20 protein-coding genes are annotated in these 17,547 nt (G+C 69.2%); 11 read left to right on the top strand and 9 right to left on the bottom strand.

The features are described 5' to 3' along the window. Positions 1-119: 119 nt before the first annotated feature. Positions 120-1,130 (bottom strand): 4-hydroxy-3-methylbut-2-enyl diphosphate reductase, encoded by a 1,011-nt coding sequence (locus HOV91_RS16205; RefSeq protein WP_174186226.1) that lies wholly within the window; start codon positions 1,128-1,130, stop codon positions 120-122. Between the two features lie 295 nt (positions 1,131-1,425). Here HOV91_RS16205 and HOV91_RS16200 point away from each other — a divergent pair, with 295 nt between their 5' ends. From HOV91_RS16200 to HOV91_RS16185, 4 genes are all read left to right on the top strand, one after another. Then, positions 1,426-2,049, top strand: a complete 624-nt coding sequence (locus tag HOV91_RS16200) for a lipid droplet-associated protein (protein ID WP_174186225.1) — start codon at positions 1,426-1,428, stop codon at positions 2,047-2,049. Between the two features lie 92 nt (positions 2,050-2,141). After that, a complete protein-coding gene (xseA, locus tag HOV91_RS16195; protein ID WP_312884652.1) occupies positions 2,142-3,365 on the top strand; it encodes an exodeoxyribonuclease VII large subunit in 1,224 nt (407 codons plus the stop codon). Positions 3,366-3,436: 71 nt separating this feature from the next. After that, on the top strand, positions 3,437-3,643 hold the full coding sequence (locus HOV91_RS16190; protein ID WP_174186276.1) for an exodeoxyribonuclease VII small subunit: 207 nt from the start codon (positions 3,437-3,439) through the stop codon (positions 3,641-3,643). After that, the gene (locus tag HOV91_RS16185) at positions 3,640-3,984 is read left to right on the top strand and encodes a VOC family protein (protein ID WP_174186223.1); all 345 of its coding nucleotides are present in this window, start codon (positions 3,640-3,642) and stop codon (positions 3,982-3,984) included. The genes HOV91_RS16190 and HOV91_RS16185 overlap by 4 nt, the downstream gene beginning before the upstream one ends. A 21-nt stretch (positions 3,985-4,005) precedes the next feature. Here the strand turns inward: HOV91_RS16185 and HOV91_RS16180 are convergent, their stop codons facing one another. Next, positions 4,006-4,503, bottom strand: a complete 498-nt coding sequence (locus HOV91_RS16180; RefSeq protein WP_217440533.1) for a GNAT family N-acetyltransferase — start codon at positions 4,501-4,503, stop codon at positions 4,006-4,008. Between the two features lie 199 nt (positions 4,504-4,702). After that, positions 4,703-5,269 (bottom strand): DUF4245 domain-containing protein, encoded by a 567-nt coding sequence (locus HOV91_RS16175; protein WP_174186221.1) that lies wholly within the window; start codon positions 5,267-5,269, stop codon positions 4,703-4,705. A 130-nt stretch (positions 5,270-5,399) separates the two neighbouring features. Here HOV91_RS16175 and glpX point away from each other — a divergent pair, with 130 nt between their 5' ends. After that, positions 5,400-6,443, top strand: a complete 1,044-nt coding sequence (gene glpX / locus HOV91_RS16170; protein ID WP_174186220.1) for a class II fructose-bisphosphatase — start codon at positions 5,400-5,402, stop codon at positions 6,441-6,443. An 802-nt stretch (positions 6,444-7,245) separates the two neighbouring features. After that, positions 7,246-8,649 (top strand): class II fumarate hydratase, encoded by a 1,404-nt coding sequence (locus HOV91_RS16165; RefSeq protein WP_174186219.1) that lies wholly within the window; start codon positions 7,246-7,248, stop codon positions 8,647-8,649. A 100-nt stretch (positions 8,650-8,749) separates the two neighbouring features. On the opposite strand, the gene HOV91_RS16160 is transcribed toward HOV91_RS16165, so the two are convergent. The 4 genes from HOV91_RS16160 to HOV91_RS16145 form a co-directional block, all read right to left on the bottom strand. Continuing rightward, positions 8,750-9,607, bottom strand: coding sequence for an acyl-ACP desaturase (locus HOV91_RS16160; RefSeq protein ID WP_174186218.1), 858 nt, complete (start codon positions 9,605-9,607; stop codon positions 8,750-8,752). Positions 9,608-9,710: 103 nt separating this feature from the next. Beyond that, the gene (locus HOV91_RS16155) at positions 9,711-10,301 is read right to left on the bottom strand and encodes an LGFP repeat-containing protein (RefSeq protein WP_174186217.1); all 591 of its coding nucleotides are present in this window, start codon (positions 10,299-10,301) and stop codon (positions 9,711-9,713) included. A gap of 185 nt (positions 10,302-10,486) precedes the next feature. Next, complete coding sequence (gene phoH2, locus HOV91_RS16150) at positions 10,487-11,872, bottom strand: RNA 5'-3' helicase PhoH2 (RefSeq protein WP_174186216.1); 1,386 nt, start codon at positions 11,870-11,872, stop codon at positions 10,487-10,489. Positions 11,873-12,138: 266 nt separating this feature from the next. Next, positions 12,139-12,507 (bottom strand): DUF488 domain-containing protein, encoded by a 369-nt coding sequence (locus HOV91_RS16145; RefSeq protein ID WP_174186215.1) that lies wholly within the window; start codon positions 12,505-12,507, stop codon positions 12,139-12,141. Between the two features lie 86 nt (positions 12,508-12,593). On the opposite strand from HOV91_RS16145, the gene HOV91_RS16140 reads away from it, so the two are divergent. Continuing rightward, entirely contained in the window at positions 12,594-12,866 is a 273-nt protein-coding gene (locus HOV91_RS16140; RefSeq protein ID WP_174186214.1) for a hypothetical protein, read from the top strand. Between the two features lie 6 nt (positions 12,867-12,872). On the opposite strand, the gene HOV91_RS16135 is transcribed toward HOV91_RS16140, so the two are convergent. Further along, positions 12,873-13,295, bottom strand: a complete 423-nt coding sequence (locus tag HOV91_RS16135; RefSeq protein WP_174186213.1) for a limonene-1,2-epoxide hydrolase family protein — start codon at positions 13,293-13,295, stop codon at positions 12,873-12,875. Positions 13,296-13,318: 23 nt separating this feature from the next. Then, positions 13,319-14,035 carry a TetR/AcrR family transcriptional regulator gene (locus HOV91_RS16130; RefSeq protein ID WP_174186212.1) on the bottom strand — a complete coding sequence of 239 codons (717 nt, stop codon included), beginning with the start codon at positions 14,033-14,035 and terminating at the stop codon, positions 13,319-13,321. Positions 14,036-14,148: 113 nt separating this feature from the next. Here HOV91_RS16130 and HOV91_RS16125 point away from each other — a divergent pair, with 113 nt between their 5' ends. The 4 genes from HOV91_RS16125 to HOV91_RS16110 all read left to right on the top strand — a co-directional run. Continuing rightward, positions 14,149-15,336 carry an FAD-dependent monooxygenase gene (locus HOV91_RS16125; RefSeq protein WP_174186211.1) on the top strand — a complete coding sequence of 396 codons (1,188 nt, stop codon included), beginning with the start codon at positions 14,149-14,151 and terminating at the stop codon, positions 15,334-15,336. Between the two features lie 199 nt (positions 15,337-15,535). Beyond that, the gene (locus HOV91_RS16120; protein ID WP_174186210.1) at positions 15,536-15,922 is read left to right on the top strand and encodes a hypothetical protein; all 387 of its coding nucleotides are present in this window, start codon (positions 15,536-15,538) and stop codon (positions 15,920-15,922) included. Beyond that, positions 15,919-16,515 (top strand): DUF3558 domain-containing protein, encoded by a 597-nt coding sequence (locus HOV91_RS16115; RefSeq protein WP_174186209.1) that lies wholly within the window; start codon positions 15,919-15,921, stop codon positions 16,513-16,515. The genes HOV91_RS16120 and HOV91_RS16115 overlap by 4 nt, the downstream gene beginning before the upstream one ends. A 17-nt stretch (positions 16,516-16,532) precedes the next feature. Next, positions 16,533-17,547 (top strand): hypothetical protein (locus HOV91_RS16110; protein ID WP_174186208.1); only part of this gene is annotated, 1,015 nt, incomplete at its 3' end.

Raw genomic sequence — 17,547 nt, 5'->3', positions numbered from 1 at the left:
GTCGCGAACGGAGCACGTGGCTCAACCGCCCGTTCTGATGGTCGAGATCGGGCGCGAAATCGGCTTCATCACCCATCCTGCGGGGCCGACCACAGCATCGACCCGGCGCGGATTCGGCGTCAGCGGCGCGCGTCGCGCAGTTCCCGGGGCAGCGCGAAGACGAGGGTCTCGTTGGCCGTGGTGACCGGCTGGACGTCGCCGTAACCGTGCTCGGCCAGCATGTCCAGCACGCCGCGGACCAGGATCTCGGGGACCGACGCGCCCGAGGTGATACCGATCGTGCGGACACCTTCGAGCCAGGCCGGGTCGATTTCGCGGGCGAAGTCCACCAGGTACGCGGCCTTGGCGCCCGCCCCGAGCGCGACCTCGACCAGACGCACCGAGTTCGACGAGTTGCGGGAACCGACCACGATCACCAGGTCGCATTCCGGCGCCATCGCCTTCACCGCGACCTGGCGGTTCTGCGTGGCGTAGCAGATGTCGTCGCTCGGCGGGTCCTGCAGACCGGGGAAGCGCTCGCGCAGCCGCTGCACCGTCTCCATCGTCTCGTCCACGCTCAGCGTGGTCTGGGAGAGCCAGATCACCTTCGACTCGTCGCGCACGCTGACCTTGTCCACCGCGTCCGGCCCGTCGACCAGCTGGACGTGCTCGGGCGCCTCACCGGCGGTGCCCTCGACTTCCTCGTGGCCCTCGTGCCCGATCAGCAGGATGTCGTAGTCGTCGCGGGCGAAGCGCTTGGCCTCCTGGTGCACCTTGGTCACCAGCGGGCAGGTGGCGTCGATGGTGTGCAGACTGCGCGCGGCAGCCGACGCGTGCACCGCGGGCGACACGCCGTGCGCGGAGAACACCACGACCGCGCCCTCGGGCACCTCGTCGGTCTCGTCGACGAAGACCACCCCCCGCTCGCGCAGCGTCTCCACGACATGCCGGTTGTGCACGATCTCCTTTCGCACGTAGATCGGCGCGCCGTGCTTGTCGAGCGCCTTCTCCACGGTTTCGACCGCGCGGTCCACGCCGGCGCAGTACCCGCGCGGCTCCGCGAGCAGCACGCGTTTTCCGCCGTCGGCGACGGCGTTTCCGGCGCCTGCCGAGCGGGCGATTCCGACGTTCAAGGGAATGGCCGAAGACATGCCCACAGGATACGTGCGGCCCTGGCCCCTGCCACGTCCGGGAGTTGTCCGTCACATGCCCGGCCGGATCCGCGGAGCACGGGTCGCGAGCTGGGATGAAAGGCCGTCCCGGCGCGGTTGCCGGCCCGCGGCGGCGAATGTCGCGGACACTCCGGTGGGACCTGGGTTTATTCTCCGCATTATGAGCACAGCGCCGCACAATTCCGGCCGGTCGGCCCCGCGCCGGAACGGGCGAATATCCGAACCCCGCCTGCCCCTCCTTTGCATAACACACCATTTCGGGCAGGCTAGGACCATGTTTCGACCACCCTTTCTGGCCCGGGTCGCAGCCGGCGCCGCCGTATACGCGCTCGAGGAATCCCGTCGGCTACCCACGGCGGCAATGAATTTCCCGATCACGGCCATCAGTCAGATGCTGCAGACGACCATGCACGTCCAGCAGTTCGTGACCAGTCTGGCGCTGAAGGGCGACGCGGTTTTCGATCGACTGTCCAACCGCCCGGTCGAGCAGCCGGAGTGGGCCACTTTCGACGAGGACCTCACCGACGACCCGAACCCCGCTCCGCTGCGCAGCAGTCGATTCGATCTCTACACCGCCGACGATCCCGATCCGGTCCGCGCGAGCGAGGCCAACGGCCACGCCGCCCCGGTGACGACGATCGGTGAGCAACCGGCCGATGAGCCGGATCCGGCTGAGCCGGAATCGGATCCCGCCCCGGTGGCACCTGCGCTCGCCGAACCGGAAGTCGCCATCCGCTACGACTACGCCAACATGACCCTGGCCCAGCTGCGCGCACGCCTGCGCATGCTGACCCTCGAAGACCTCACCGCGCTGCTGGAGTACGAGCAGCACACCCGCGCCAGGGCGCCGTTCGTGACCATGCTGACGAACCGGATCGCCACCGTGCAGGCCCAGTGACCGAACCCGGGACACCCACCTCGGCGGCGACCGGCCGGGAGACCCCCGGCCGACCCGCCGCGCCGGCCAATTCCGCCGAGCACCCGTGGCCCGTGCGCTCGGTGTCCATGAAGGTCGCCCAGTGGATCGATCGGCTCGGCAGCATCTGGGTGGAGGGCCAGATCACCCAGATCAACCTGCGTCCCGGCACCCGCACCGCGTTCCTGGTGCTGCGTGACCCGTCGGCCGACATGTCGCTGTCGGTAACCTGTGACCCCGATCTCATCCGCGATTCCCCCGTCCCACTGCAAGAGGGCAGCCGGGTGGTGGTCTACGGCAAGCTCTCGTTCTTCACCGGTCGCGGCACGATCTCTCTACGCGTACTGGAGATTCGGCCGGTCGGCATCGGCGAGCTGCTCGCCCGCATCGAACGGCTCAAGGCGCTGCTGGCCGCCGAGGGCCTGTTCGATCCCCGGCTCAAGCGCCCGATCCCGTTCCTGCCCGGGACGGTCGGCCTGATCACCGGCCGCGCCAGCGCCGCGGAGCGCGATGTGCTGAGTGTGGCCAGGAACCGCTGGCCCGCAGTCCGTTTCGAGATCCGCAACACCGCCGTGCAGGGGCCGACCGCGGTGTCGCAGATGCTCACCGCGCTGGCCGAGCTCGATCGCCACCCGGCCGTCGAAGTGATCGTGCTCGCCCGCGGCGGCGGCAGCGTGGAAGACCTGCTGCCCTTCTCCGACGAGGCGCTGTGCCGCGCCATCGTGGCCGCGACCACGCCGATCGTGAGCGCGATCGGCCACGAACCGGACAACCCGCTCAGCGACCTGGTCGCCGACCTGCGCGCCGCCACCCCGACCGATGCCGCCAAGCGGATCGTCCCGGACGCCGCCGCCGAACTGGCCTGCATCCGCGAGCTGCGCGAACGCACCGCCGCTGCGCTGCGCGGCTGGGTCGACCGGGAGACCAGGGCACTGGCCCAGCTGCGGTCACGGCCCGTGCTGGCCGACCCGCTGCGCGAGATCGATCGCCGTCAGGAAGAGGTCGAACGCCTGCGCGGCGCCGGGCACCGCTGCGCCGAGCAGCTCCTTCGCACCGAATCCACGGCCACCCGGCACCTGCGCGAGAAACTCACCGCCGTCGGCCCGGCCGCCACACTGGCCCGTGGCTACGCTGTCGTACAGCGCGTCACCGGCCGGGAACGGGAGGTGGTGCGCTCGATCGAGGACGCGCCCGCGGGCAGTCAGCTGCGCATCCGGGTCGCCGACGGTGCCGTCACGGCCGCCGCGCTCGGCACCCAGGCGCTGGGCCCGAAGCACACCGACACAGGGAGGAACTGACCTTGGCCGAGTCCGGCAAGTCCGCGGGGAAGAACGGGACGGGCGCCGACCCGGCCGACGAATCGGCCGAGATCGCCGGTTTCGGCTACGAACGCGCGCGCGACGAACTCGTCAACGTGGTCAAGATTCTCGAGCAAGGCGGCCTCGACCTGGACGAATCCCTCGCCCTGTGGGAGCGCGGCGAGGCGCTGGCCAACCGCTGCGAAGAGCACCTGGCCGGTGCGCGCAAGCGCGTAGAGGACGCGCTGCACCGCACCGACCTGGAACAGCCGCGATGACCATCCGCCGCGCCACGCCCGATATCCGCACCGCCGACCTGGCCGCCAGTCGCGATTTCTACCGGCTGCTCGGCTTCCGAGAGGCGATGGACCTGGGCTGGGTAGTGACGATGGCCTCGCCGTCCAACCCGACCGCCCAGGTCCTGCTCGTCGGCCCGGAGGCCGACCGGCTCCAGCCGGACATGAGCGTGGAGGTCGACGACGTCGACGCGATACACGCGGCGGTCGAAGCCGCGGGCGCCGACATCGTCTACCCCTTGCGCGACGAGCCGTGGGGCGTGCGCCGCTTCTTCGTCCGCGACCCGAGCGGGACCATCGTCAACGTGGTGAGCCACCGCTGAGGACAGCGCTCGGAGTCACGCTCACCGCGGGGCTGGTGCGGCGACGAACCGCGCGACGCCGTCCTCGCCGCTCACCCGCTCGAACCCGGCTTTCTCCAGCACACGCACCGATGACGGGTTGGCCGGTTCCACCTCGGCGCGCACCACGCGCACACCCGGCGCGGTGAACGCGTGCGCCGTCATGGCGACGGTGGCCTCGGTGGCGTAACCACGACCGCGCCGCGAGGCGACGATGCCGTACCCGATCTCCAGCGCACCGTCGGCGGGCGGCCAGAACAGCCCGATCGATCCGACGACGAGCCCGCTCGATCGCTCGATGATCAGCCGGTGCCCGAACGGCCCGAGCCAGTCCGGGTGCGTGGCCAGCAGCCCCGCGATCACACGATCTCCCTCGGCCGGGAAATCCGCGGCCCACGTGGCGTGCCGCTGGTCGTCGAGCACGGCGGCTATGGCGCCCGCGGTCCACGACCGCAGAATCAGGCGTTCGGTGGGCAGATCGGAGGAAAGGGAAACAGACACGTGACACTCCTGGTCATCGAAAAATAGACCGGTTCGCGCCGACGCGTCCGCGGAAGAATCAGTGGCGCGCGAACCGGCGAAGGACATGCGAAATACAGCTGGCGGCAGCCATATTCATCGACCTCCGAGATCCGGTTCGGCACGTGTCTCGTACCGCGGCAAACCTAACGGTCGCGCGCGGCCGAAGGCAAGCCGCGTCTCAGGGCTTCAGCGGTTGCGCCGCGGTGATCGCCTGGGCGAGCGTGGTGAACGCCGCCTGGTTCCCCGCGCCGGTGATCAGCACACGGGACTGCCCGAGATCGGTGATCCACGCCGTCTCCGAGCCCTGCTCGGCGTAGACGATCCACTTCTGCGCGCCGACCTGCTCGGTGCCGCTGGCATACCGGGACCCGAGCACGAACCGGGCCAGCGCCTCCTCGGTGGCGTTGCTCTGGGTGAAGCGCATGTAGGTGCCCTGCGGCGTGATGTAGCCGACCGTGCTGACCGGTCCGCCGCCGGTGCCGCCGATGGACTCGCGGCTGCCGGAATTCGGCGTCCAGTCCGCGGGCAGGTCCGGGTTGCGGATCGGGAACGGCAGCGAGCGCGCGTCGGCGGTGAGCGCCGCTCGCGCGTCGAAATGCGGGATCTGCCCCTGCGTCGGACCGTTGGCGGCGAAACTGCACTGACTGGCCAGGCCCGCGAAAACCAGCGCGATCAACACCAACGGGATCAGCGACCAGAACAGATCCCGGTAGTCGTTCAGGATGCGTGGCTTTTGGTACGACACCCTCCCAGTATCCACTCGCGCGGCGACGCTTCCCCGCGCACCCCGACACCGCCGAGCAGGGGTGTACGACCGTGCCACATCGAATGAGACAATCGACCGGTACGTACCGACGCACAGGAGGCACCCCGCAATGACGGCAACTTCCCCCACACCTAGCCGCCGCGAGGCGCCCGACCGCAACCTCGCACTCGAGCTGGTCCGCGTGACCGAGGCCGGGGCGATGGCCGCGGGCCGGTGGGTCGGACGCGGCGACAAGGAAGGGGGCGACGGCGCCGCCGTCGACGCCATGCGGCAGCTGGTCAGCTCGGTGTCCATGCGCGGCACCGTCGTCATCGGCGAGGGCGAGAAGGACGAGGCGCCCATGCTGTACAACGGCGAGGCCGTCGGCGACGGCACCGGACCCGAAGTGGACTTCGCGGTGGACCCGATCGACGGCACCACGCTGATGTCCAAGGGCGTGCCCGGCGCGATCTCGGTACTCGCGGTCGCCGAGCGCGGCGCCATGTTCGACCCCTCCGCGGTGTTCTACATGCACAAGATCGCCGTCGGCCCCGACGCCGCCGACGTGATCGATATCGCGGCGCCGATCGGCGAGAACATCCGCCGGGTCGCCAAGGCCAAGAGCCTGTCGAAGTCCGACCTCACCGTCTGCATCCTGGACCGCCCCCGGCACACCGAACTGATCCAGCAGGTGCGCGACGCGGGCGCCCGCATCCGCTTGATCTCCGACGGCGACGTCGCGGGCGCGATCGCCGCGGCCCGCCCGGAGTCCGGCACCGACATCCTCGTCGGCATCGGCGGCACGCCCGAGGGCATCATCGCCGCCGCCGCCATCCGCTGCATGGGCGGCGAGCTGCAGGGCATGCTCGCGCCGAAAGACGACGAAGAACGGCAGAAGGCCATCGACGCGGGCCACGACCTCGACCGCGTGCTCACCACCGAAGACCTCGTCTCCGGTGAGAACGTCTTCTTCTGCGCCACCGGCGTCACCGACGGCGACCTGCTACGCGGCGTGCGCTACTACGGCGGCGGCGCGTCCACCCAATCCATCGTCATGCGCTCGAAGTCCGGCACCGTCCGCATGATCGACGCCTACCACCGCCTGACCAAGCTGCGCGAATACTCCTCGGTCGACTTCATCGGCGACGAACACGCGGTCCCGCCGCTGCCGTAATTTTTTCCAGCGCCTGCGGCGCTGGGTGTTCGCGGCCCCCTTGTGGCTCGCGTTCGAGCGGCCACCGCTGGCGACTTCGTCGCGGACGCGGTGGCCGCTCGAACGCGAGCCGGGCCGCGAACGGCGGATGCTCGGTCTCGCTGCGCTCGAAAGACGTGGTTGGGGTGCGCTGGGCGCGTAGGGCGAGAAACCCGACACCTCGGTGCACGCGACACCGCTGTAACTTCTGCAAGCGCCTATGCCGCTGGGTGTTCGCATGCCCGGTCTCGCTCCGCTCGAAATCGGGAGCCGGGAGCCGGGGCGAGTGGTGCCGCAGGGTGGACACCGCGGCACCTCTGTGCGTGCGATATCGCTGCCGCATCTTCGACAGTGCCTCCGCGCTGGTGATTACGGCCGCTTTGGACTCGCCTTCGCGACTACCGCTGGCGATTCCGTCGTGGACGCGGCCGCTCGGACGCGAGTCGGGCCGTGAGTGGACGATGGCCGGTCCCGCCGTCGGGCGCCGAACTGCTGTTGAGTGCTCACGGCAATGACTGCTGGCCGAGTAGTGCACAGCCATGCACAGGGGGTTTCACGCCGCGCAATACGAGCTCGGGTCGGGCCAGGGTGGCGGCTCGCGTGGTCGTCGCGGCAGTTCACCGTGCCCTCTTCGCCTGTACGGCCGGGGAAGGCGACGGTTCCGGGGTTGCGCGGACATCCCCGCGGGGCGGTTTCGTATTCCCGGTGCGGGGCCGCTGGGGTGTGCGAATGACCTCAGGCGTGGCTGCCCCATGGGGGCGGTCACCGGCATAGGGTCGGAAACATGACCGAGGAGCAGCAGTACCGCATCGAGCACGACACCATGGGTGAGGTTCGGGTTCCGGTGGACGCTTTGTGGCGGGCGCAGACGCAGCGGGCCGTGGAGAACTTCCCGATCAGCGGCCGCGGTCTGGAGCGCGCGCAGATCCGCGCGCTCGGCCTGCTGAAGGCCGCGTGCGCCACCGTGAACCGCGATCTGGGTCTGCTCGATCCCGGCAAGGCCGACGCCATCATCGCGGCGGCGAACGAGATCGCCGAAGGCGAGCACGACGATCAGTTCCCGATCGACGTCTTCCAAACCGGTTCCGGCACCAGCTCGAACATGAACGCCAACGAGGTGATCGCCTCGCTGGCCAAGGCGAAGGGCGTCACCGTCCACCCGAACGACGACGTGAACATGTCGCAGTCGTCCAACGACACCTTCCCGACGGCGACGCATCTGGCCGCCACCGAGGCGGTCATCACGGATCTGGTTCCCGCGCTGGAACATCTGCGACTGGCGCTGCTGGACAAGGCGGCGGAATGGCGGACCGTGGTCAAGTCCGGGCGTACCCACCTGATGGACGCGGTGCCGGTCACCCTGGGTCAGGAGTTCGGCGGCTACACCCGCCAGGTGGCGGCGAGCATCGACCGCGTGATGGCGACGCTGCCGCGGCTGGGCGAGCTGCCGATCGGTGGAACGGCGGTCGGCACCGGTCTGAACGCGCCGGACGGCTTCGGCGCGAAGGTCGTCGCGGAATTGGTGCGCGCCACCGGCATCGACGCGTTGCGCGAGGCCGAGGACCACTTCGAGGCGCAGGCCGCGCGTGACGGCCTGGTCGAGGCGTCCGGCGCGCTCCGCACGATCGCGGTGAGCCTGACCAAGATCGCCAACGACATTCGCTGGATGGGCTCGGGCCCACTGACCGGTCTGGCCGAGATCCAGCTGCCGGATCTGCAGCCGGGCAGCTCGATCATGCCGGGCAAGGTGAATCCGGTACTCCCCGAGGCGGTCACCCAGGTCGGCGCCCAGGTGATCGGCAACGACGCCGCGGTCGCCTTCGCGGGGGCGAACGGCGCTTTCGAACTGAACGTGTACATCCCGGTGATGGCCCGCAACCTGCTGGAGTCCATCCGCCTGCTGGCCAACGTCTCCCGCCTGTTCGCCGACAAGTGCGTGCGCGGCCTGGTCGCCAACGTCGAGCACCTGCGCACGCTCGCCGAGTCCTCCCCCTCGATCGTGACCCCCCTGAACTCGGTGATCGGCTACGAGGAGGCGGCCGCCGTCGCGAAGGAAGCGCTGCGGGAGAAGAAGACGATTCGCCAGACCGTCATCGACCGCGGCCTGCTGGACGAGAAGCTGACCGAGGCGGAACTCGACCGCCGCCTCGACGTGCTGGCCATGGCGAAGGTGAAAGAACAGGACTGACGAGACCGCGAACGAACGCCACCCCGGCAACCGTACGGCTGCCGGGGTGGCGTTGGACCGGTACGACTCGCGACCGCGGTCCGGTTCCGATGACCGCGGGTCAGTCGCGCAGGCGCGCGAGTTCGTCGCGCGCCAGCACACCGTCCGGGCCGAGATCGGTGCGGGTGAAGATGTTCCACCGCCGCAGCAACGGCGCGAAGACCAGCTCGTCCTCCGTGGCCCGGTCGTAGACGCCCGCCTCGGCGAGTACCTCGTCGCTGCTGCGGCCGTCGGGCAGCGTTACCGTCGGGACCTCGAAACCGGCGACCCGGTCGGCGATGGCCCGCACCGTCTGATCCGGCGCCAGGTCGAGCGCGGCGGCGATCAGGTCGGCGAAGAAGACCGACTGCAGTTCGTCGTCCAGTGCGATGCGCTCGGCGATAGCGGTGACCAGAGGGTTCTCGCCGAGCGCCGCGATGTTGCGATGCCGGACCGCGCTGGCAGCCTCCTCGAAGGCGCAATTGGCCAGCACGTCGAGCAGGTGCATCGCCGGGCGGCGGAAGCCCTTGGTCATGTGCTCCATCCGCAACCGCTCCAGTTCCACCGGGTCGACGGCCCTGGTGACCATGAGGTAGTTGCGGATGGTGATCTCGTGGCGGTTCTCCTCGGCCGTCCAGCGGCCGACCCAGCGCCACCAGGCGCCGGTGCGCAGGTACTTGCCGATCTCGCGGTGATACGAGGGCAAGTTGTCGGCGATCAGCACGGAGACGGTCAACGCCAGCTTGGCGGTGTCGCTGAGCTCGGACTGCTCCGGCGCCCAGTCGGTGCCGCCGAGGAAGGCGAAGTTGCGCCCGTCGTCCCACGGCACGAGGTCGTGCGGCTGCCACCCGTCGGCGACATCCACGTGCTTGCGCAGCAGCAGTTCTACGTCCACCGCGAGCGATTCGAGCAATTCGCGATCGGTCAGGAGAGTTTGCACCGAGATAACCTAGCGGCTTGGCCCGCGAAGCGGGGGCGGATGGATGGAATGGGCGGGCAGCCGGGACCGCGCAGCGGTCCCGGACGCCGAAATACCAGGATTACTACTTCGGCGTGACGGTGATAGTACCGTCCACCCAGGTGATGGTGCCGCCACTGAAATCGCTCTGCTTCCCGCCGGGAATGTCCTTCTCGTCGCTGACCGGGTAGCCGAGCTCACCCTGCGCGCCGCCGTTCTCTTCCCACGCCTTGCGGATCTCACCCCAGACGACGTGCGGTTCACCGTCCTTGGCCTCGTAGATCGTGCCGCCGGCGAAGTCCTGGTACTCGCCGTCCTCCGGGCCCTTCTCCTCGGCTTCCAGCGGGAGGCCGAGCGTGCCGGTGGGGCCGCCGAGCTGCACGTACTTCTCGTAGATGTCGCCGTCCACGGAGATCTCGCCTGCCGGGGTGGCGATCCTGGTCCCCTCGGCGGCCGGGCCCGTGGTGCCCGTGGCACGGTTCTCGGTGGTCGTCTCGTCGTTGTCGGGCGCGGTGGTGGTGGTTCCGGGCGCGAGCGTGGTCATCATGGTCGTCACCATGCCGGTCATCGTGGCGCCGACATCGGAGTCGTCATCGTCACCACAGCCGGCCAGCGCCAGCCCTGCCGCGGCGAGTACTGCGGTGATTCCAGCCGTTCGTCGAGCGAAGTGGTGCATGTCCATCCTCTCGCTGTGGGCTAACGGCACACACCACGGGCTCCGTGACGCCGCGCGTAGCCTCGGCCGATTGTCAGGCGATGACCCGGTGACCGAGGCGGTCACCGGGTCATACCGAACAGCTATCGCGGCGGATATTACCCGTCGGATGTGCCGTGAAACACACCTCCGACGGTGCCCCGGGATCAGGCGTTGGGGCCGTACTCCTCCAGCATCTCGGTGACCAGCGCCGCGATCGGCGAGCGCTCGCTACGGGTCAGCGTGATGTGCGCGAAAAGCGGATGGCCTTTGAGCTTCTCGACCACCGCCGCGACGCCGTCGTGCCTGCCGACACGCAGATTGTCGCGCTGGGCCACATCGTGGGTGAGCACCACCCGCGAGCCGGTACCCAGGCGGCTGAGCACCGTGAGCAGCACATTCCGCTCCAGCGACTGAGCCTCGTCCACGATCACGAAGGAGTCGTGCAGCGACCGCCCGCGGATGTGGGTCAGCGGCAGCACCTCCAGCATGTCGCGGCTGAGCACCTCCTCCATCACCTCCCGGCTGGCCAGCCCGTCGAGCGTGTCGAAGACCGCCTGCGCCCAGGGGCCCATCTTCTCGCTCTCGGTGCCGGGCAGGTAGCCCAGTTCCTGGCCGCCGACCGCGTACAGCGGGCGGAAGACCACCACTTTGCGCTGCGTACGCCGCTCCAGCACCGCCTCCAGGCCCGCGGTCAACGCCAGCGCCGACTTACCCGTGCCCGCGCGGCCGCCGAGCGAGACGATGCCGACGCTCTCGTCCAGCAGCAGGTCCAACGCGATGCGCTGCTCGGCGGACCGGCCGTGCAGCCCGAACGCCTCGCGCTCGCGCACCAGCTGCACCCGCTTGTCCGGCGTGACCCGGCCGAGCGCGCTGGAGCCTGCGCCGAGCAACCGGATGCCGGTGTGGCAGGGCAGCTCTCGCGCCTCGTCCAGATCGATCACCGACTCGGCGTAGAGCTGATCGATGCTCGCCGTGCTGACGTCGAGTTCCACCATGCCGGTCCAACCGGAGGTGACCACGTCCTGGGCGTGGTACCCGTCGGCGTGCAAACCCACCGCGCCGGCCTTGACCCGCAGCGGAATGTCCTTGGACACCAACACCACTTCGCGGCCCTCGGCCGCGAGGTTGAGCGCACAGGCCAGGATTCGGGCGTCGTTGGTGTCGGTGCGGAAGCCGACCGGAAGGACCGCGGGATCGGTGTGGTTCAGTTCCACCTGCAACGTTCCGCCCTCGTTGCCGATCGGCACCTGCTGGTCCAGCCTGCCGTGTTGCAGGCGCAGATCGTCCAGGTTGCGCAGGGCTTCCCGCGCGAACCAGCCCAGCTCGTGATGGTGCCGTTTGGCTTCGAGTTCACTGATTACCACCAGTGGTAACACCACGTCGTGTTCGCCGAACCGCGTGAAGGACCAGGGATCCGACAGCAGGACGGAAGTGTCGACGACGAAGGTTTTGCCGAGTAATTGCGAGGGGCGGGCCCCCTTCGCGGCGGCTCCGCCTTTCGCGGAGCTGGAGTTCGCCGAGGGAGCGGAAACGGAGCGTGCAGCAGTCACGGTGGGCTCCTCTGTGTTCGTGCGGCAGTCGCACGAACGATCTCGCTGGACCGGTCCGTCCTGCTGGACCCGACGTTGCCGTCAGGCGCCACGAGGGCCGGGGACCGGCCCCCTCGTACTGAGTAGCTCAGTCACGGTCAGGACCTCCCGTACGAGCCACACCGCCGCGGCCCGCACACCCGACGCTACCGTCGACCGGGGCATCCGCGCTCGGAGACCGGGAGGCGTGTCCGTGAATTTGTCGTAAACCCGCACGTCGCCCTGGTTCAGCTCAGCACGTCGAGCAACACCGGAACATGGCTGTTCGCCGGATCCTGTACGGCGGTGAGCAATGTCACCGGACCTTCGGCGGCCAACGCGCGTAATTCCCGCAAATCTTGCCGAACATCCGGCATCGCCAGTTCCGCGCGGTAACGGCGGGCGAATTCCGGGCCGCGAGCCTCCCGGTCGGCATGGAACCAGCGGCGCAACTCGGTGGACGGGGTGAGCGCTCTGGGCCAGCGATCGACCCGCGCTTGCGCTTTGGTGATCCCCCTCGGCCAGAGCCGGTCGACCAGCACTCGCGTGCCGTCGTCCGGGTCGGGTGCGTCGTAGACGCGCTTCACGCGGAAGCCGCGCGACGTTTGCGGTGTCATAGCAGTCATCGCAGCACGGCTCTCCGCGACGGAAAGGATTCGCCACGCGGTCGCTGTCGCCCGATTCGACGGTTAGAGTCGCTGGTATGTCCGGTAACGAGGATTTGGAGAAGCTGTCGTCGAAGGAACTGCACGACCGGGCGATGAAGCTGGCCGTGCGGCGCGGCGATGTGAAGTTCCTGTGGCGGCTGCTCACCTCGATTCCGGCCGCGGAAGCCGCGGCGGGCAACGTCGGCGAGAGCGAGGCGGACATCAAATACGTGCTGCCCATGCTCGACGACTACATCCACGCGGGCGACGGCGCGGTCGCCGAGGTGCTGCGGCCGGTCTACCTGGATTATCTGGCCCAGCATTCCTGAGCCGGGTCAGCCCCGCCGCAGCGCCGCGCGCCAGAGGCCCGCTCCGGTGCCGCGCAGGACGTTCTCCCAGCTGAAGTGGTCGTGCCACAGGACGATTCGGCCGTCGCGCAGTTCGAACGTGCCGGTCACCCAGAACCCGACGCGCACCGGCCCGAAGCGCAGGTAGTCGGTGCGGTCGGTGAGCACGATGTCGCCGTCTGCGGCGATGTGGTGCAGGTCCACGCCGAATCCGAGCCAGTCGCGACGCAGGCCGCGCAGCACGCCCGCGACCCGGTGGACGCCCCGCAGGTCGGGCAGCGAGGTGTTCTTCCAGACGATGTCGGGGTGCAGCAGGTCGATCGCCTCCTCGGCGGCGCCCAGCTCCAGCGCGGCGAAGAACTCCCGCACGGTGGTGATCGAGTCCTGTCTCAGATCGGGTTCGTCGGTCATGGTCCGAGCGTAGGCCGCGCCGGTCACCCGCGGCGCGCGATGAGCACGGCCAGTCCGTCGAGAATGCGCCCGATGCCGAATCGCAGCGCGCCCTCCCCGCCCGCGACCGCGCCCTGCTCGCCGAACGCGGCGACGGTGGCCGGGTAGCGATCGGCCGCGGCGGCCACCATCTCGGCCAGCTGCCCGGCGATCTGTTTCTCGAACTCGTCGGCCTCCGACACCCGCACCTGCTGCACCAGGCTGCGGGCGTGCCCGATCAGCAGGACGATGGTGTCCAGGCGTTCGGCGGTGGTGAGCCCGGTGTCGGCCAGCGCCGCCAGCGCGGACTCCATCCAGGCCATCTCGTTCGGCCCGACCGGCCGGACCCCCACCGACACCTCCAGCGACCAGGGGTGGGCGCGCAAGCGCTCGTAGATCGTCTCGCACCACATGCTCAGCCGCCCACGCCAAGCCTCCTGCGTCCCGCCCTCGCCGCCGTCCATCTCCGGGGGCGCGCCGAGCGCGGTGTCCAGCATCAGCGCTACCAGTTCGGCCTTGCCCGGCACGTAGCGGTACAGCGACATCTTGGTGAAACCGAGGCGTTCGGCCAGCCGCTGCATGGACAGGTTGGCCAGCCCTTCGGCGTCGGCCAGCGCGATCGCCTCCGCGACGATCCGCTCCACCGACAGCGCGGGTTTCGGACCGCGCTTCGGGCGGTGGCCGGTGCCCCAGAGCAGTTCGAGCGTGGTGGGTGGCGGCATGCCCGAGATCCTTCCGGAGAACGTCTTGACCCGAAACTGTGTCTACCATACGCTAATCCGCGTCCCTTGGATACAGTTTCCGTCGGACACAGATTCATGTAGAGGAGATCCCCATGCACAACACCACCGTCCTCGTCTCCGGAGCCGGCATCGCCGGGCCCGCACTGGCCTACTGGCTACATCGGTACGGGTTCGCGGTCACCGTCGTCGAGCGCGCTCCCGCGCTGCGCCCCGGCGGCCAGGCGATCGACTTCAAGAGCCGCACCCACCGCACCGTGCTGGAGCGGATGGGCATCCTGGACGAGGTCGAGCAACGCAGGACGGGCACCACCGACACCGTCTTCGTGGACGAGCACGGCTCGCGGCGGGCGCTCATGCCGGGCGAGTTCACCGGAGGCGACGTCGAGATCCTGCGCGGCGACCTGTCCGAGATCCTCTACCTGCGCACCGCCGAGCGCTGCGAGTACCTGTTCGGCGATTCGGTCACCGCGCTCACCGACACGGCGGCCGGCGTGCACGTCGAATTCGAGCACGCGCCCGCACGCACCTTCGACCTCGTCTTCGGCGCGGACGGCATCCACTCGCGGGTCCGCCGCCTGGCCTTCGGCCCCGAGCGCGACTTCGTGAAGTACCTCGGCTACTACTACGCCGTCGCGGGCGCGAGCGGCAACCCGGCCGAACCACGCGAGCGGGCGACCGCCTACGCACACAACGCTCCCGGGCGGCTGGCGATCAGCAGCGGTCCGAAGGCGCAGCAGATGTACATGTTCGCCTCCCCCGAACTCGACTACGCCCGCGACGACAGCGCGCAGCAGCGGCGCATTCTCACCGCGACCTACGCCGAGGTCGGCTGGGAAGTGCCGCGCATGCTCGCCGAGCTGGCCGGATTCGACGATTTCTACATGGACTCGATCAGCCAGGTCCGCATGCCGGACGGCTACAGCAAAGGCCGGGTCGCCCTGGTCGGCGACTCCGCGTACGGGAATACGCTGGGCGGCTTCGGCACGGGGCTCGCCGTGGTCGGCGCCTACGTCATCGCGGGCGAGCTGGCCGTGGCGGACGGCGATCACACGGCGGCCTTCGCCCGCTACGACGAGCTCATGAAGCGCTACGCGAAGATCGCGGGCAACAGCAACGCCGGTCGCTTCCTCGCGCCGAAGACCGCGCGCGGCATCAGAATGCGCGACTGGTTCCTCGAATCGCGGCTGTTCACGCTCATGACGAAATACGCCGACCACGCCGCCGACGACATCGATCTGAAGGACTACCCCGCCCTGGTCGGCGCCGCCGATGCGCGCTGATCATCCGCCACCCGCCTTGACAACAATCCGACCCGTCGCGTCCTCCGGCGCCCGGCAAGACGTCCCAGTTCGTCACGGCCGCACCGCCGATCCCGGGCGTGCGACCGGGCGGCCCCGTGCGATCGACTGTGTTTCGATGGAACCGAAGCGAGATGGGACGCGTCTATAGAGTCAGACGGCACTGACGGAAGGGGCGGCTATGGCGGACAGCCCGTTTCCCGGGTACATCGAGGCTGCGAAAACCGGGGCATTGCAGGTGCGGATGGAACCGCAAGGTTTCGTCGAGATCGACCAGGCGTGCCAGGAGTTGATCGACCAGCTCACCGGTGCCCGCGCGGATGCTCGCGATCTCGGTGAGAAGGCGCAGTGGGGATTGGGCGAGGACAATCCGCGCCTTTCCTCGGCGGTCGAACTGGTCCGGCTGTTCCGGGAGAAGGCCTTCGGCGGCCCGAACAACGCTTATGACACGCTGAGCGACTACATCTCCGTCGCCGAGGAGATCCGAGCCATGTTCAAGGCGATCTGCGACACCTACCAGCGCACTGATGCCGAGTTCGCCGCCAAGATGCGGGAACTGAGCGTATGAGCGGCAGAGAGCACCGGCTCGTTCGGCCGAAGACGGGTTTCACAGCAGTGGCGGCGCTGGCAGTACTGCTCACTGGATGTGGCGACGAGACCACGTCATCCCATTCGGCTACATCGGCGGCGCAATCGAATTCTTCGAGCGCCGCAGTGAGTTCCCCTGCCGGGCCCGGCTCGCAGACATCCTTCGATCCCTGCACCGCCCTGACGCCGCAGTTCTTGGCCGAACACGAGTGGGACGCGCTGCCACCCGCTCCTAAGCAGAACAGCATGGGCGGCATCACCTGGAAGGGCTGCCGGTATGTCGCGCGAGCCGGGTACAGCTTCACGATCCAAACGACCAACGGGACGCTCGATCAAGTGAAGGAGAAATTTCCTTCGGCCACAGGTGTCCCGCTCGGTAACCGGAATGCGTTGCGGTACGAGGCTCGGCCCGACGTTCCTGGTGGTTGCACAGTAAACGTCGAATTGCGCGGTGGCTCGCTGTACGTCCTCGTCGATGACCCGAGCGGCAAGCACCCACGCAAACTGTCGCCGTGTGACAACGCCACAGACATCGCCCGAGCAGTCGCACCACTGCTGCCGACGGGCAGCTGAACACCGGGGGAACGATCATGAGACAGACCGACGGCCGCGCGATCACCAATCCGGAGAACGCGCAGAGTTTTTCGCACGCGGAGATCAAACAGGCGGCCGACGCGATGAATCCGGCCGGACTCGACAGCGCGCTCGCCGCGTGGTCGGCCATCGCGGCGGCGGTCACGAACGCGGGGCAGCAGTTCGAGTCCGCGATCAAGAAGGCCGTGGAACAGCGGTGGGAGGGCGCGGCGGCCGACAGCGCGGTCCGCGGCGTGCGGGATTACGCGGAGCGGATGGGCGAATTCGGCGAGGCGCTCGGCGCGCAGAGCGTGCCGCTGTCGGCGGCGGCGGACGCGGCCACCAAGTTCAAGATGTCGGTGCCCGACCTGGTGGACACTTCGGGCAGCCCGGCCGATCCCGAACAGCGCAACTCGCGCGAGGAGCAGGCCCGCGACGAGATGAACACCCAGTACATCCAGCCGTATGGGGCGACGGCGCCGGCCATCCCCACGCTGCCGCGCCCGGTCGCCCCCGCCGCCGCGACACCCACGGGTCTCGAGCCCGGCACCGGCACGGCAGCAGGCGCGAACGCCGGTTCACCGCCGGTGGACGGCGCTAGTCCCGCCGACACGACCTCTTCCACCACAGCCTCTTCCGCCTCGTCCGCTTCCGCCGACACGTCCTCGTCCGGCGAGAAGCCCTCTTCCGAGGACACCGCCGCCCCCAGCGGCGCGGCGGAGGAAGGCAACCCGGACGACCAGCCACAATCGACCGGCGAGAACACTCCGGGAACGACTACGCCGCAGGCTGTCGCGCAGAGTCAGGACCCGACGGCCACCACGCCCGCGTCCACCACGAGGACGCAGACATCCACCCCTGCTCCAGCCTTCCTGTCCGGCACCCCGCTGCCGACCACACCCGCCACCGTCACCCCCACGTCGTTCGACGGTGGGCCGGCGGGCACGCCGTCCAGGCTGGGCACGCCCGGTGCGGTGGGAACTCCGAGCGCCGCGGAGCAGGAAGCGCGCTCGGGCACTTCGCGTCCCGCCC

This window comes from Nocardia barduliensis (assembly GCF_013315795.1).
GTDB classification, from domain to species: domain Bacteria; phylum Actinomycetota; class Actinomycetes; order Mycobacteriales; family Mycobacteriaceae; genus Nocardia; species Nocardia barduliensis.
This window is presented reverse-complemented; position numbering and strand designations above follow the sequence as displayed.

Excerpts from the sequence above, each read along its gene's own strand:
- HOV91_RS16205 (WP_174186226.1), bottom strand. The coding sequence starts at position 1,130 with ATGTCTTCGGCCATTCCCTTGAACGTCGGAATCGCCCGCTCGGCAGGC.
- HOV91_RS16200 (WP_174186225.1), top strand. The coding sequence starts at position 1,426 with ATGTTTCGACCACCCTTTCTGGCCCGGGTCGCAGCCGGCGCCGCCGTA.
- HOV91_RS16185 (WP_174186223.1), top strand. The coding sequence starts at position 3,640 with ATGACCATCCGCCGCGCCACGCCCGATATCCGCACCGCCGACCTGGCC.
- glpX (WP_174186220.1), top strand. The coding sequence starts at position 5,400 with ATGACGGCAACTTCCCCCACACCTAGCCGCCGCGAGGCGCCCGACCGC.
- HOV91_RS16165 (WP_174186219.1), top strand. The coding sequence starts at position 7,246 with ATGACCGAGGAGCAGCAGTACCGCATCGAGCACGACACCATGGGTGAG.
- HOV91_RS16155 (WP_174186217.1), bottom strand. The coding sequence starts at position 10,301 with ATGCACCACTTCGCTCGACGAACGGCTGGAATCACCGCAGTACTCGCC.
- HOV91_RS16145 (WP_174186215.1), bottom strand. The coding sequence starts at position 12,507 with ATGACACCGCAAACGTCGCGCGGCTTCCGCGTGAAGCGCGTCTACGAC.
- HOV91_RS16140 (WP_174186214.1), top strand. The coding sequence starts at position 12,594 with ATGTCCGGTAACGAGGATTTGGAGAAGCTGTCGTCGAAGGAACTGCAC.
- HOV91_RS16135 (WP_174186213.1), bottom strand. The coding sequence starts at position 13,295 with ATGACCGACGAACCCGATCTGAGACAGGACTCGATCACCACCGTGCGG.
- HOV91_RS16130 (WP_174186212.1), bottom strand. The coding sequence starts at position 14,035 with ATGCCGCCACCCACCACGCTCGAACTGCTCTGGGGCACCGGCCACCGC.
- HOV91_RS16125 (WP_174186211.1), top strand. The coding sequence starts at position 14,149 with ATGCACAACACCACCGTCCTCGTCTCCGGAGCCGGCATCGCCGGGCCC.
- HOV91_RS16120 (WP_174186210.1), top strand. The coding sequence starts at position 15,536 with ATGGCGGACAGCCCGTTTCCCGGGTACATCGAGGCTGCGAAAACCGGG.
- HOV91_RS16115 (WP_174186209.1), top strand. The coding sequence starts at position 15,919 with ATGAGCGGCAGAGAGCACCGGCTCGTTCGGCCGAAGACGGGTTTCACA.